This window comes from Enterococcus sp. R12 (assembly GCF_058135755.1).
Genome location: NZ_CM176874.1, coordinates 3,428,822 through 3,443,067 on the forward strand (window position 1 = coordinate 3,428,822; position 14,246 = coordinate 3,443,067).

Annotated in this window: 10 protein-coding genes and 1 pseudogene; 2 read left to right on the forward strand and 9 right to left on the reverse strand. The window is 31.0% G+C overall.

Annotation, left to right across the window (positions count from 1 at the left end; translation table 11 throughout):
* Nucleotides 1-16: 16 nt before the first annotated feature.
* The 9 genes and pseudogenes from ACTW1R_RS15980 to ACTW1R_RS16020 form a co-directional block, all read right to left on the reverse strand.
* Nucleotides 17-1,882, reverse strand: a complete 1,866-nt coding sequence (locus ACTW1R_RS15980; RefSeq protein WP_270267428.1) for a DEAD/DEAH box helicase — start codon at nt 1,880-1,882, stop codon at nt 17-19.
* Between the two features lie 3 nt (nt 1,883-1,885).
* The gene (locus ACTW1R_RS15985; protein WP_489927335.1) at nt 1,886-3,100 is read right to left on the reverse strand and encodes a hypothetical protein; all 1,215 of its coding nucleotides are present in this window, start codon (nt 3,098-3,100) and stop codon (nt 1,886-1,888) included.
* Between the two features lie 2 nt (nt 3,101-3,102).
* A complete protein-coding gene (locus tag ACTW1R_RS15990) occupies nt 3,103-5,712 on the reverse strand; it encodes a hypothetical protein (protein ID WP_489927336.1) in 2,610 nt (869 codons plus the stop codon).
* Between the two features lie 85 nt (nt 5,713-5,797).
* On the reverse strand, nt 5,798-6,256 hold the full coding sequence (locus ACTW1R_RS15995; RefSeq protein ID WP_171918272.1) for a hypothetical protein: 459 nt from the start codon (nt 6,254-6,256) through the stop codon (nt 5,798-5,800).
* Between the two features lie 200 nt (nt 6,257-6,456).
* Nucleotides 6,457-7,586 (reverse strand): annotated as a pseudogene (locus tag ACTW1R_RS16000) (IS3 family transposase).
* Nucleotides 7,587-8,076: 490 nt separating this feature from the next.
* Nucleotides 8,077-8,454: a hypothetical protein gene (locus ACTW1R_RS16005; RefSeq protein ID WP_270267480.1), complete on the reverse strand. Its 378-nt coding sequence runs from the start codon at nt 8,452-8,454 to the stop codon at nt 8,077-8,079.
* 55 nt (nt 8,455-8,509) lie between these two features.
* On the reverse strand, nt 8,510-9,205 hold the full coding sequence (locus ACTW1R_RS16010) for a Fic family protein (protein ID WP_489927337.1): 696 nt from the start codon (nt 9,203-9,205) through the stop codon (nt 8,510-8,512).
* Nucleotides 9,206-9,252: 47 nt separating this feature from the next.
* Nucleotides 9,253-9,852, reverse strand: a complete 600-nt coding sequence (locus ACTW1R_RS16015; protein ID WP_142973640.1) for a tyrosine-type recombinase/integrase — start codon at nt 9,850-9,852, stop codon at nt 9,253-9,255.
* 1,244 nt (nt 9,853-11,096) lie between these two features.
* Nucleotides 11,097-12,014 (reverse strand): AraC family transcriptional regulator, encoded by a 918-nt coding sequence (locus ACTW1R_RS16020; RefSeq protein WP_010722388.1) that lies wholly within the window; start codon nt 12,012-12,014, stop codon nt 11,097-11,099.
* A 122-nt stretch (nt 12,015-12,136) separates the two neighbouring features.
* Here ACTW1R_RS16020 and ACTW1R_RS16025 point away from each other — a divergent pair, with 122 nt between their 5' ends.
* Nucleotides 12,137-12,736, forward strand: a complete 600-nt coding sequence (locus tag ACTW1R_RS16025; RefSeq protein ID WP_010722389.1) for a DUF1349 domain-containing protein — start codon at nt 12,137-12,139, stop codon at nt 12,734-12,736.
* 51 nt (nt 12,737-12,787) lie between these two features.
* Nucleotides 12,788-14,038 carry an MFS transporter gene (locus ACTW1R_RS16030; RefSeq protein WP_489927338.1) on the forward strand — a complete coding sequence of 417 codons (1,251 nt, stop codon included), beginning with the start codon at nt 12,788-12,790 and terminating at the stop codon, nt 14,036-14,038.
* Nucleotides 14,039-14,246 lie beyond the last annotated feature (208 nt).

Sequence of the window (14,246 nt, forward strand, 5' to 3'; positions counted from 1 at the left end):
TATTGTATATGATTTGTCAAATTAATAAAACTTCTCCAAATATTAATTCTAAATCTTCCTCATAGGACGTTACAGACTCTAAAACATCATTATTAATTGCTTCTATCATAACAACTTCTTTTTCTTTTAAACGTTGATAAATCTTATTACCTATGCTAACTTCTTTTCCACCGTATTCATAATATTGTTGTAAAAAGTAGTATTGTGTGTATTGATTAGATTTAAGACCTAAGCGATGAATTCTATCTTTAGATTGCAATAAATGAACTAAGTTAAAACTATATTCAAAATAGATAGCATCATGACAGACCATATGTAAAGAGACTGACTCAGCTAACGTATGTGGGTTAGTTATTAGCACTTCAAATTGACGATTTTTAAAATCATCAATTAGTTTCAAACGTTCATCTAATTCAACTTCTCCATATATACACTTAACTTTTATTCCTTTTTTAGATAATCTATTTTCTAACGTTTTTATGGAAGACACAAACGTACACCAAATAATTACAGGTTTATTTTCTCTAACTAATCTCTCAGTCAGTTCAATTGTCTTCTTAACTTTTACTGGTTCCTTAATTTGTTCTATTAGGACATTTACATCTTCAGAGTAATCCACTACCTCTACATCAGCTGATTCGTAAGATTCATCATCAATTATTCCTCTTAAATCACTGTAATCAATTTTTTCAAGTAGCTTTTTTGGATTACTTTCTAACTGCATTACTCTAACTAATAATCCAAACAGATTATTTTGATAAGATTGTTTTATAATTTTAAATAGTTGGTTTTCAGCCTCTGTAGCGTGAACTTTTAATAATTCATCCTCTTCGGCCTTTGGTACACCTAAATCATCCTTATTCATCCTACAAAAAAATGGTTTAATCTTTTCATTGATTTCATCCATAGTGTCAATATCAACTTTTTTTAGTTCATTTTTAGTAAAACCAAAGAAATCTTTATAGTCTTCTGGATACAACATATTTAACAGATTATATATATCAACATATGAATTAGGAATAGGTGTCCCAGTTAAGGCAATAATTCTACCCGCATTCTTACTAATTTCTTTAGATGCATCGGCACGCTGTCCTTCTGGATTTTTAATCTTATGAACCTCATCAAAAACTAACAAAGTTTGATTATCTATTATTTCTAACAACTCATTTTTCAATGAGTTAATAGATTCATAATTAACTAAAATAAGCTCTTTATTTCCACTATCAAATTTTAACGAAAACTTTCTTTTTTCTACTGAATTAGTTTCTTTTGAATGAATATTTAAGTAAAATCTTTTCGTCTCGGTAGGTAAACAAATAGTAAATTCATCTATCCATGACCCAAATGCATTTTTAGGGCCTATCATTACAATTTTATTAGCAAGGTTATTAGCTTTTAAATAGGCATACGTTCCTAGAACAGTAGCTGTCTTACCTGACCCTGGAACTGAAAAATTGGATGTGTTTTTCATATTTAGTTGATAGAATGCATGCCACTTTTGTTCTATCTTTAATTTCCTAAGCATTATAGCGTCAATTGTATGGCAAAATGTATTGAAAGAACTCTCCACTTCAACTACTTGTTTTTTTATATCATTTCCAAGGCGATATCTGTTTTCTATATAAAATTGACGATTATTAATATAATCAAATACAGAATTATCAATATCAATATCGGGAAATTTATTACGTAGCTCTCCTTCTACTCTTTTTATCTCATGGATAGATATATCTTCTTTAAAAAAAAGACAACTTTCCAATTCATGAGACACAAAACGTTTAATTCTCATTTTATACGGTATCGATTTAGTAAAAGCTATACGTTCTTCGATACATTCGAATTCTAATATTAATTGATTGTTATTATCAATAAATAAACCCAATAATTATTCACCCATTTCAAAGTTATTTTTAACTTTTTGTATTTCATCTTCACATTTCTTCAGTTGATCTAAAAATAGCTCTTTTTCACTATCATTTAACACACTTAGTGTATGGTAATCGATAGATGATAATAATAGTTGGCAACGTTGCAAGTCTTGTATCGGTTTAGTTCTAGTACTATCTTTTTTAGTTTTAATTTCAAACTTTTCTACAGATGCCTTCATTTGATTTTTTAGTTCTTCATCTGATCGGAGATGCGTATTAATTTCCTTAGTAGTTATTTCTGGTAAATCTTCTAATTTTTCAAGTGTCGATTCTGCATACTCTAGTTGTTCTTCAATAAATTCCTCAAAATGATTAGAATCTACCACATTTTTAATTTTCCTTACAAATCGTGTGATATCTCCCTGTGGTTTCATTGCTAAGTTGCTAAAAATGATTAGCTTCAAATTTTCTTTTTCATCTTCAGTTTTTACACGTTTTAATAAACTAGGAACTTCTGCTAACGGACCATCTAATTCTAAATCTCGAGCTATATAAAATTGTTCAGGTGCGTTAATAAATTCTAAGAATTCCACCATTAATTTTGCTTGCTCAATTTTCTTATTAAGTGAAGCAGCTGATTCATTTACTGTCTTTTGATATTCATCAAATGTAATAAATTCATTCTTTATTACATCATTATATAAGCCAACCAATCGATCAATTGGATTGTAATCTACCTTACCTTCCTCTCCATGTTGGATAGATAACTCTAACAATTTAATTTCCTTTTTATTTTCTTGGATGTCTCGCTCTAAAATTACTGCCTCAAAATGATTAATTGTGGAATTCTTTTCATGTAATTGTCGCAAACAAGTATAACGACGATTCCCATCAATAATTCTACCATCAGTGAGCACTACTCCAGCTTCACGCTGTCCAACTAATTCAATATTACTTTTTGTTTTATCAATTGCCTTGGGATTACTCTCATAGATAAAATTTTCAATTAAGTCATTATACGATTTATCGGCTGTATCCATATCTTCTACGTGATTTTCTGCTTTGTATTTGCTAATCCAAGTAGCAATTCTATCATTCTGATCATTATAAAAAAGTTGATCTAATCTTATTTTATAAACTTGATATGACTCTGTATGACCATCAATTGTAAGCTTTCTTGTATATTCTGTTGGGATAACATATCCCTGCTTAATTCCTTCTGTTAGTAGCATATTTAATCCTCCATCATTTCATAAAATTCATCTAAATCTTGGTATATCATTTCCATTACAGGATGATAATAAAGACTTGTTTGCTCTATTATCGATATTATTTTTTCTTTAGACCAAACAATTCCATAGTAATCTTCAAGGTAATCAATTAAATCAAAAATATCAATTGATTTGAACTTAGAAACTATTTCTTCTAAAAAAGTATAACTGTAAAATTTATCCTTGGTTTTCCTGAAAATTGTTGTTGTTCCCATGTTTTGATACCTTAATCCTTCTACTCCTTTCAAAATTGATTCATAAAAAATTGCATCAAAACCCAGATTATTTAGTTTACTGTTCTCCACAATATGTTCAATCATCAAGTATGAAAAATATTTATCATTCATTTGTTCAGTAATGTCTGAAACTATTTCTAATATCTGTTTTTTAGTTATTCCTGTATGAGAAGTTATTTTATCCATGCTTATATATTTGTAACGATCATATTCGAAAATATCTAAATTACGTACTTTTTCGGATATTAGATTTCTAAATGAACCCGTTGATAACAATCTAACATCATCGATTTCAAACAAATCTTTACTGAAGTAATTTTCTTCAAAATAATAATCTGCTCTATTATATTCATTAGATAAAATGATTTCTGAAAATGGTTTATATCCTAGCTCATTGAAAATATAATCAGGGAATTTAGCTTTACCAAATCTTTTCTCATACCTTAAATAAATATCTTTTTTAAAATAGAATTGTTCTGTAAGAATTCCTTTTAAATTCTTCAAAACCTCCTTCTCTATGATTGGAGTATCCGCATTATAAATATCCTGCTGTTCATATTCAACTAATAATTTTAAATAATTAGCTTTTACGGTTTGAATACTAACGCCATACTTTCGTGAGTATTCTAATGCAAAATCTTCTTTTGATACTGGGCTCATTTCTATTAGTAAATCTAGCAACTGTTCTTCTCGACTTGCTGACCCTACTTCTAATAAAGGCATTCTTTTCAATATAACTTCTTCAGATAAAATGCTTTCATATTTTTTCAAAAGATTATGTAACTCGTATTCATCATTAATATCAATTTCTTGCATTAGGACTGGATAATCATCTAATAGTTTTTTTGCAGATATTTCTGAATTATAATAATTACTAAATGAAATACCTTTAATAGCTTCAATCACTTTATCTTCATCTATAGGATAGTATCTTAATTTTTTACCGTATTTCCAAAGTAAACTAGACGCTCTAGAAATAATTCCTTCCATTGCCCTTTCATTACCAAAATCAATATCTAAATGATACTGCTTCGTAAAATCATTTACTAAATTGTAAAAATCATTAAAGGAAATTTCTTCCTTTGCAAACAACTCAATACAATAATTAATTATAGCAACTCTATTCTTCTTGATTTTCTTGTTCTCAATTATTAAATAGCCTTCATTCAAAAATTCTAACAAAGATTCTTTTTCTTTTCTTGAAAGCAGTCCACTGTCTAATAATTCTTCTGCCGTATGTTTCTTAGCACGTTTATCGATATTTGAAAACATCTTTAAAAAATTGTATTCATAGTTTCCTATATCAAAAACCTTACAAAAAACTTCAGGTGATAATTCATATTTTTCAAAAAACTCGGAATATTTCCATTCAAAGATTTCTTTATATGGAATAATTTTTTTTAAATTTCTCTCTTTTTGACGTATCCTTTCTCGAGTAACTTGATAATCTTCCCCTATTTCCTCCAATGTTTTTCCTTTTAGCCTCTTATCTAGAATATCTGCTTTGTCCCCCAATACATCAATGTATTCTCGAATATTAGGATTTTGGTATTTAACCCCCTGAGAAGTGAATATCACAAAACCACTATTAACTAAATCATTAATTAATAGCATTAAATTATCTTTCTCAATTAAATTCAACTTGTCAATTCCTTTTGATAATTGAAAAAAAGAAACCTCTCGATGCTGTTTTTTTAAATATCTAGATAGTATTTTTAAAGAAATATCTGGGATTTTATTTTGAAGCACTTTCTCTATTTCAAGAGAATCCATAATTAACTCAGAATACATGTCAACGTCAACATCTGTAAAATCAAGTAAATCTAGTTCTTCTTTTATATATCTAGACAGATTCACATACTCTTCTTCTAAAAGATAATTTCTTATTGGATTTAAGAAATTATCTTTTAGTTTGCTTACTACTTCTTCTTTTTTTATTGGAGAAGAACTTGTATAATTTACTTTTTTAATTAAACTTTTTCTTTTTAATCCATTAAAACTATTTATCAGCTTATTATTCAATTTATTATTTTTTTCAAGTTCATCCAATTTTATTGATAGTATGTTGTCTTCATTTATATTATTTTTACTAAAAAAAACTTCTACATTAGGAGTATAATAACTTTTTCCTTTGTCATTTTTAAAATCATTAAATAAATCAGATTTAATTTGACATTGTTGGATTTTTAGAATAGCTTCCATTTTTTTCTTCCCCAACCCTTTTATATTCATAAGATTATCCAAAGTCAAAGCCATTAATTTTTCATTAGTATCTATCCCAAATTTATAAACTGCTTTGAGAGCATTTTCTGCTTGCGGAATGTTAAAAAAATCCATGAAGAATCCCCTTTCTTTTTTAATAAGTATAACATGGCCCATATTTTCCTTACCAACTAATATAATTTTGTATCGAAATTATACTTTAACTGTTAATAATTCTTTCAAGATACTTATTATTTAACCAAAAACATTGTTTCACCATTCTATCTCCATTTGGTAATTCATCTGAATCTCTATGAAGAATACCGTTACCGAAAACTTGTCCATTTATTTCATAAACAGATTTGCTAGCATGAGGACGTAGATGGAAAATCTTAGTATCTTTTGCTTTTGGTAAATTATTTAGAACTCTATTCCCTTTTGGTATAAGCTCTACCCCTTCTTTGACTACTTTTTGGTTAGCTAACCATTCTTCTTTTCCAATTCCTTCTAAATCTGTCATAGGCATATTCCAAAACATTGCTTTATCTAATTTGTATTCCGTACCGTCATGTCGATACACAACGAATAAGAATCTTTTCTCACTAAAGTATTGATATATTTCAGACTCTTCCCACTCTTCTAAAGCAAACTCTTTAAATTTAATTGCAGGAAATGACATACTCTCTCTGATTTTTCCATTGGCTTTGGATCTATGTCAATAAAGTGGACACTTTTTTTGAGAGTTATTTTGAAACTAATCCACTCTCGAGTTATTTCATAGTTTCAGAAAATAGTCAAACCCAGACCATTTGACCATTTTCTGAAACTATGAAGAGGAAAGCTCGTGGATTTGTTCTCAAAAAAATGTGTACGGATAGATTACATGTGAGTACGAGCCTGGTCTTCTGCTTGTTGAGGAGTCAAATACCGGATTGCTCCATGAATTCGTTTACGATTGTACCAGCCTTCAATATATTGAAAAAGCGCAAGGCGTGCTTCCTCAAAAGAATAATAGACCCACTGGTAGATCTCTTCTTTTTTCAAGATTGCATGAAAAGATTCAATACCAGAATTGTCATACGGGGTTCCCTTACGACTATAAGAATGCACGATTTTACGTTCTTGAAGCGCTGCTTCAAATTCTTTGCTCGTGTATTGAGAGCCAAGATCTGTTTGGATAATCAAGTCTTCTTTCGGTTGTTGGTTCTTAATTGCTGAATCCAAAGCGTTTAAGACAATGTCTGTCGCCATTTGTTTGGCATACATATACCCGATGATTTTCTTTGAATGAAGGTCAATGACAGAAGCTAGATAAGTCCAGCCATCTTTTGTCGTAGCGATATATGTGATATCTGCGGCCCATTTTTGATTGATGGTCGTTGTAGAGAAATCTTGATTCAAAAGATTGGTACGTTCAATAATCGGCTTTTTCGAAGTGTGACTAGGACGATATTTTTTGACCGTGATTGAATGAATACCTAAAAAGTTCATTCGTTTTTGAACCCGCTTGATGGATAAGGAAAAGCCTTGTTCTAACAAGCAATGATGAATTTTCCATGCGCCATAACGTTGTTTACTTTCGGTGTAGATTTCCATGATTGCTTGATCGATTCGCTCATTTTCCTGTTGGCGTTTACTCGGTTCATGATGTAATTCTTTATAGTAGCTGCTTGGTGCCACTTGCATTACACGCAGAAGCATTCGGATGGGATAGCTGTTTCTTAGATTTTTGATAAAGAGAATCTTATAGTGTAAGTTTACTTCGTGAATATAGCCATTGCTTTTTTTAGAATTTCGTTCTCCTGACGCAGACGGATCATTTCTTTTTCCATCTGTTTGATTTGAGCTGGGGTTGTCGAACTGCCTGAGATTGGACTATTGTTTTTCTTCCATTTATAAATTGTTTGTTATGCAATGCCATATTCACGGGAAATTTCGGCAACTGATTTGCCAGTTGCCACAAGCTGAAGGATTAACTCTTTCTTTTCTTGACTGTATTTTTTTGCCATATCTGAACACCCTTTCGAAAGTATTATAATACTCTCCAAAAATGTGTCCACTAAATCATACTAGCACCAGCCATAAAAGCTTTTAAAGGATAATATTTCCGCCAGATTTAGGACAAATCGCTACTGTATTCTTTTCGTCTTCTTTTTTCTATTTGCTTGGTATGTTTTAAAATTCAGTTTCTCAACGTCTGATGGCACATTCTCAATTAAATGAATAATAAGCTTTACTTTGTATATCACCTAATTTTTTAAACGCTGCAATGCTTACGACTTGTTTTGTCGAGGAACGATTGCATAATGTTCTTGAACCTTACTAACGTCTACATAACGTTTTCTAGGTTGATCTTGTATGATTGATTGATCCAAAGAAAGAAAATCAGCATACTTGGCATTGTTGCTTTTCAAATAATTCTTAGTTCATACAAATTAGTACCTAATTTTTTTACCCATTTTAAGCGTTATGCTATAACATGAAATTCGTTTCTTTAATTTACTGGTATTCAGAAAAAAAGTCGTCAATGCAAGTTACGATATAATCATTCAAATCATTAGCTGGTGTCAGAGTCTGAATTCCCATGTAACATCGTTCACCAGTAGAATAACTTTCTTCTACACTACCTAAATGTATAATGATAGCATTGGTTTCAGATATAATATCAACGATTTTATCATATTCATCCTCAGGGTTTCTAGATTCAACAGTTACTTCAAACGATATTAAATTATTATATTTAGGATCTATATTAATTGTAGTAGTGGCATTCTCATCCATTTTTGATATCTCAAATCGTAACAAGTTTACTATTGATTCTTCCACAGTTACATTATATACAGCATATCCAAAATAATTTATTGACATTAATGGCATCACATACTCTCCTTTTTATTGGCTTATTGTAATTCAGTAACTATTCTATTGTTTACTATAAATAACGAATACCATAAATACATTCTTCATGTATAAATGATAAAATTTTTAATTCATCACTAGATTGGTTGCTATTATAATACATAGATAGCGGTTCATTAAATTTTGCAAATACACTTTCAGGAACGGATAACAATCCAACACCTTGGCTAAACATAATCTTGTTAGCAGTTAATAACGCTGTTCTCTTATTACCATCCCAGAATATTTGATTTTTTGATATAAATAGAAATAGTCTTAACGCTTTTTCCGTATCTGATATCTCTTGATTCAGTATCTTATCATATTGATTTTTCACCTCATCTTCAGTTAACATTGGTGGCACATACCTTCCCTGAATAGTCGATACTTCTACTCCGCCGATTCGTATTTCACCAGGAAAAAGGGCATCTTCCGCTGCAACTATCCGATTAATCCGCTTACTTGTCTCTAACAGGGGCTCCTGTACGTCGTTTAAAAGCAATTCAAAGCCTCTTTTTAAGTTAACGACGGTCAGGACATCATCTACAGCCACGTTATTGGCCCGATTATACTTAATAATCTCTTCTGTTTGTAATAGCGTTGTATTCAATCCTTCAAATTTCCCCGCATTATACACCAGTTCTACAATGTTTTTCTTCAATAAATATACAGACTCTTTGCGAGATAAGTGGTATTTATCAGTAAATTTGGGACGCTTTTCTTCATTCATTTTCTCACCTCTTGAATTTTTCCTTCTATATATAGGGCATTATTCTGTCATAGATCCAAACTCTTTACGGCGGTATCCTTATCTTCCTGGGTGATCCCAATATAGCGTAAGGTCTCCCGTTGCGAAGAATGGTTGAGCAGCGACTGAATGATCTCTGTTTTGGTCCCTTGCTTGTACAAAAAATAGCCGAAGGTCTTACGCATCGAATGGGGACCAATTTCTTTCAAACCAACCGCCGTTCCTGCTTCATGGATGATCCGCCAAAGGCTTTGTCGGGTCAAAGGCGTATCTGCTCCCTTTCGACTTGGAAACAAATAATTGCTGAAGTCTTGTACTTGCAGCTGCTCAGAAAATTCCGATTGAACATAATCGAGAATCACTTTTCGTAATTTGTTCGAAATGAAGACCGAATTGTGTTTGGCCGTTTTTTGTTCCTTCATGGCCAGACGTTCTTTGACAATCACTCGTCCACGAGAAATTTCTAACACATCACTTAATTTTAACTGTCTTAAATCGGAGATTCGATAGGCTGTATTGATCCCGATCGAAAAAAGCACCAAATTCCGTTGCCCATATTTGCCGGAAGCCAAAATTGCCTTCATGGCATCGATCTTTTTTTTGTCGCGAATCGGTTCCACGCTCTTCATTTTTAGCCACCTCTCAAATGTTACTTAATATGATTATAACAGATAATAAGTCACATTTAAACAAGCTATAGAAAAAAGGCGCTAAAAGAAAAGTGATTTTCTCTTAGAGCCTCTAAGGATGGAGCGATTTTATCGAATGTGACAGAATCCGATTGTGTCACATTTGTTCGAGATGAATTTATCAATTATTTATATATGATAATAGTATATATAAAATTTCGGAAGGATAAAATTATTAAATAATAATTTTTAGTTTCAACAAAGGATAGGTACTTATTTTGAGTAACCCTATTCTGATTGATAATAATATTTCTACTTTCCTCTCTATACTCAAGAATAAACACTTTGATCTTTGAATCATTTTCTTTTTACCTTGGGTTTCCTTTCCCCTTTGCTTTTTTCTTAGAGCACGTAATTCTTAGATAATGCTCTCTCAAAGGAGAACCAGTTTTATTCATCAAAAATATATTTAGAAATTTAAAGATTTGGATTAATTTGAATAACCTGTAGCCAAACTTTATTAACCTTTCAAAAACTTAACAATATAACAAATATTGAAAAGGTCCACGAAGGTATACCCTGTTGTCCGTTTTGTTTTTTTTAATCTAATGTGTGCCTACTATTTTAAAAAAATAAGTTTCTCCTTAGTAAAATAAGTTATTTTCTATGAGCAGCAATACATACCAAAATTCAACAATTCTAAATCTTTCTGAAATAGTCAGTTTTAAAAACGGCCAGTGAACGTTTGATTAGAAGTCCAAACAAAGAATGGGCAAATCTATGCTGTCAATCGACACTACGCCAAACAGTTAAAGGAAAAATTAACATGACCATCGATCTCACCATATCAAATACAGCTATAGCCAGATTGCTTCATTCCTAAACAAAATCCTCCGATTGTCGAAAAGATGTCTAAAAAGTACATTTATATTCTGTAGTGTCATTTCAAATATCCACTCAGTTTCTTCATACGTGTGAGAGGTATTTTAAGTACCTGATAAACTAGAAATAATGAGAAAATGGGTGGTTAAATTGCTGAAAATTTTTGTTATTCATATCTTTCATAGAAAGTAAAAATGTTTATCTCTTCAATTTTTCGCCTTTTACTATCAAGTTAAAAAGAGTTCTAAATGAGATATCGGCAAACTTGAAAAAATCTCATTTCTGATTGTCAATGACGTATTTTTAACAATCTTAAAGTCATAAATTTCTGACAGAACCAATGACAACTAAAGTAAATTAATTTAAAACGAAGGGATATTATGCGTACTTTTTTTTCTGTAAGCAGATGGTGAAGTACCAAAATATTCTCTAAATTTCCTACAAAAGTATGAGCTATTTGAGAAACCTGATAACTCAGAAATCCGAGTTATCGGTTTACTCGTCGTTTTTAGTTCTAATGAAGCCTGCATCAATCTGTGTTCTATCAAATAAGATACGGGAGATTGCCCAATTCCTTGTTTAAAAGTTTTTAAAGCGTTACTTTTACTCATACTTGAAACAGCTGCGATATCACCTAATCCTATATTTCTATGATAATTATCATGTATAAATTGTAACATCAGATGTAATCTTGTTGATTGTAAACATTTACCATTATGAGCCTTTGATTCTTCTAAAATTTCAGTGGGTATATTTTCTATTAAAGTTTTTAAAATATTTGTAAGCAATAGTAAAGTATTAATTGGGGAAGAACTTTTTTCCAAGAAAGCTTGCACACTATAAATATTTGATAAATCTTCTAAAACTGACTTCTTCCAAAAAGTTTCCGAAGATAGTAATAGATAATCTGGACCAAACGAAATTAGAGGGTAAATATTTTTTTCATAAATAAGCGAGCCTTCTTGTGCAACAAGCTCAGGAGAAAACACTATGTTTTCCATCATTCCATCTTTTCCATTTTCATATCGATGGATAATTCCACTATTTATGAATATTCCCTCTCCTTGATTAATTTTAATTCTTTCTTGACCGATCAAACAAAATATAAACCCTTCAGACACACTAACAAACTCAACTTCACGATGCCAGTGCCAATCTATTAAACCATTTTTAAATTCAGAAAATATATCTTTATAATAAGCTATTGGAAATTTTTTTTCTCCATGAACTATATCTTCTTTTAAACTATCATCTGTACTCGCATTACATAGACTCTTCATTAAAAATCACCTCGATTGTGATATTTTAACATACTTTTCCTTTTTAGTACGATGTTAATGGTTGAGAAAAACGATATAATTCAATAGAAAAAATTTAAATATGTAAAGGAGTATTTAATGAAATGGATTTTTTAAAAAGTAATCCCACTTGGATACGAAAACCCGCAAACTTCAAAATAGAAAACGATAGAGTAGAAATTACAACGGATCCAGGAACTGATTTATGGTCTAAAACATATTATGGTTTTCAAACTGATACCGCACCTGTTCTGCAAGTAACAACTGAAAACCTTTTTTTCTCTTTTGTTGTAAAAACAAAATTCGACAGTAGTAACAGATTTGATCAATGTGGCTTAGCAATGTACCTAGATAAGAATAATTGGATTAAAGCTTCTATCGAATATGAAGATAGAAACATTCAACGATTAGGAAGTGTAGTCACAAATAACGGATTTTCGGATTGGGCTACAACTGATATTTCATCGGAAATTGATACTATGTGGTATAGACTTTCTAGAAGAGAAAGTGATTTTAGAATTGAACATAGTGAGGATGGTATAAACTGGAAGCAAATGCGAATCTTTCATATGTGGAATGCATCAAGAAAAGTATCGTTTGGGATTTATGCCGGAAGTCCTACTGATGGATCCTATAAGGCCTTATTTACTAATATGAGTATCTTAGAATGCCAATGGGAGAATGATAATGAGTGGAAATCATAAAAATATCTAATTTGTATATAAACCAATGAAAAATTAAAATCAGGAGAAAAAATGAAACTAAGTTATAAACATACATTATACGCATGCTTCAGTGGCTACATTTGTCAAGCTATAGTAAGCAACTTACCCCCACTACTTTTTGTAATCTTCCAATCTCATTTGGGAATTACTTTGGAAAATATTACTTTTTTAATTACGCTGGGATTTTTCATACAAATTGCGGTTGACATTCTAGCGGCAAGGATTGTTGACCGTTTTGGTTACAGAATATCTATGACGATTGCCAATATTTTTTGCTTATTTGGATTGATCAGTTTAGGAGTACTACCTTACTATATTGATCCATTTACAGGTTTATTATTTGCTACAATCTTAAATGCTATAGGCGGTGGTTTTCAGGAGGTTGTTGTAAGTCCAATTGTTGAGGCGTTGCCGGGAGACAAAAAATCTGGTTCAATGGGTATACTTCATTCCTTTTATTGTTGGGGTTACGTAGGTATCGTACTCTTTTCAACAATATACTTTTATATTTTTGGGCAAAACCATTGGGGATGGTTACCAATAATTAGCGGAATTGTGCCTTTAATCAATCTTTTCTTGTTTCTAAAAGTTCCATTACGCACTTTAGTTGATAAAGATAAGCAAGTACCTGCAAAAGTTCTTTTGCTAAAAAAATCATTTTGGATACTTATTATTTTGATGATTTGTTCTGGAGCTGCAGAGCAAGCAATGTCTAAATGGTCTTCATTCTTTGCTGAAGTTGGATTAGGGACATCTAAAACAACAGGAGACTTATTAGGTCCTTTTGCGTTTGCTTTATTAATGGGAATAACGAGGGTGATATACGGAAAAAAAGCACAAAAATATGATTTACGTTTACTAATAACATGTTCAGGACTACTTTGTATTTTTAGCTATTTATTAGTTACACTTTCTCCTATACCCTATATATCTTTATTAGGTTGTGCATTAACAGGGCTATCTATTGCTATACTATGGCCTGCATCAATAAGTTTGGCATCTAGTTTGAATCCTTATGGTGGGAACACAATGTTCGGTATTCTAGCTTTAGGTGGAGATATAGGATGTGCTATCGGACCAAGTATGGTAGGGGTTGTATCCAATATTGTCATCAATTCAAATTCTAGTTTTGTCCATGCTGTATTTCCAGGTAACAATATGACCCAGCTAGGCTTAAAAGCTGGATTATTTTCTGCAATAATTTTTCCTATCGTTATTGTAATAAGCATCATTATTCTAAGGTCCTTTAAGGAAAAAAGAAATGATGCACAACTGATGTAATTTATCTTAATTTTTCCAAAAATTTCTGAGTATAAAAAAAGCCGATTGCCAGATTTTAATCATATCTCTGGCAATCGGTATTTTTATTGAAGTTTTTTAGTGTAAAAAAACATTATACTTGTCGAACAAAAAGAAATCATTAATAGAAGTAATTTATAGTGAAATAGCTTAGGCTTAACAGCAAACCACCTCAACATGTATTACTACA

What these genes read in the sequence shown, in the direction of transcription:
- ACTW1R_RS15985 (WP_489927335.1), bottom strand. Translation starts at nt 3,100, where the DNA reads ATGCTACTAACAGAAGGAATTAAGCAGGGATATGTTATCCCAACAGAA.
- ACTW1R_RS16025 (WP_010722389.1), top strand. Translation starts at nt 12,137, where the DNA reads ATGGATTTTTTAAAAAGTAATCCCACTTGGATACGAAAACCCGCAAAC.
- ACTW1R_RS16020 (WP_010722388.1), bottom strand. Translation starts at nt 12,014, where the DNA reads ATGAAGAGTCTATGTAATGCGAGTACAGATGATAGTTTAAAAGAAGAT.
- ACTW1R_RS15990 (WP_489927336.1), bottom strand. Translation starts at nt 5,712, where the DNA reads ATGGATTTTTTTAACATTCCGCAAGCAGAAAATGCTCTCAAAGCAGTT.
- ACTW1R_RS16005 (WP_270267480.1), bottom strand. Translation starts at nt 8,454, where the DNA reads ATGCCATTAATGTCAATAAATTATTTTGGATATGCTGTATATAATGTA.
- ACTW1R_RS16030 (WP_489927338.1), top strand. Translation starts at nt 12,788, where the DNA reads ATGAAACTAAGTTATAAACATACATTATACGCATGCTTCAGTGGCTAC.
- ACTW1R_RS16010 (WP_489927337.1), bottom strand. Translation starts at nt 9,205, where the DNA reads ATGAATGAAGAAAAGCGTCCCAAATTTACTGATAAATACCACTTATCT.
- ACTW1R_RS16015 (WP_142973640.1), bottom strand. Translation starts at nt 9,852, where the DNA reads ATGAAGAGCGTGGAACCGATTCGCGACAAAAAAAAGATCGATGCCATG.
- ACTW1R_RS15995 (WP_171918272.1), bottom strand. Translation starts at nt 6,256, where the DNA reads ATGTCATTTCCTGCAATTAAATTTAAAGAGTTTGCTTTAGAAGAGTGG.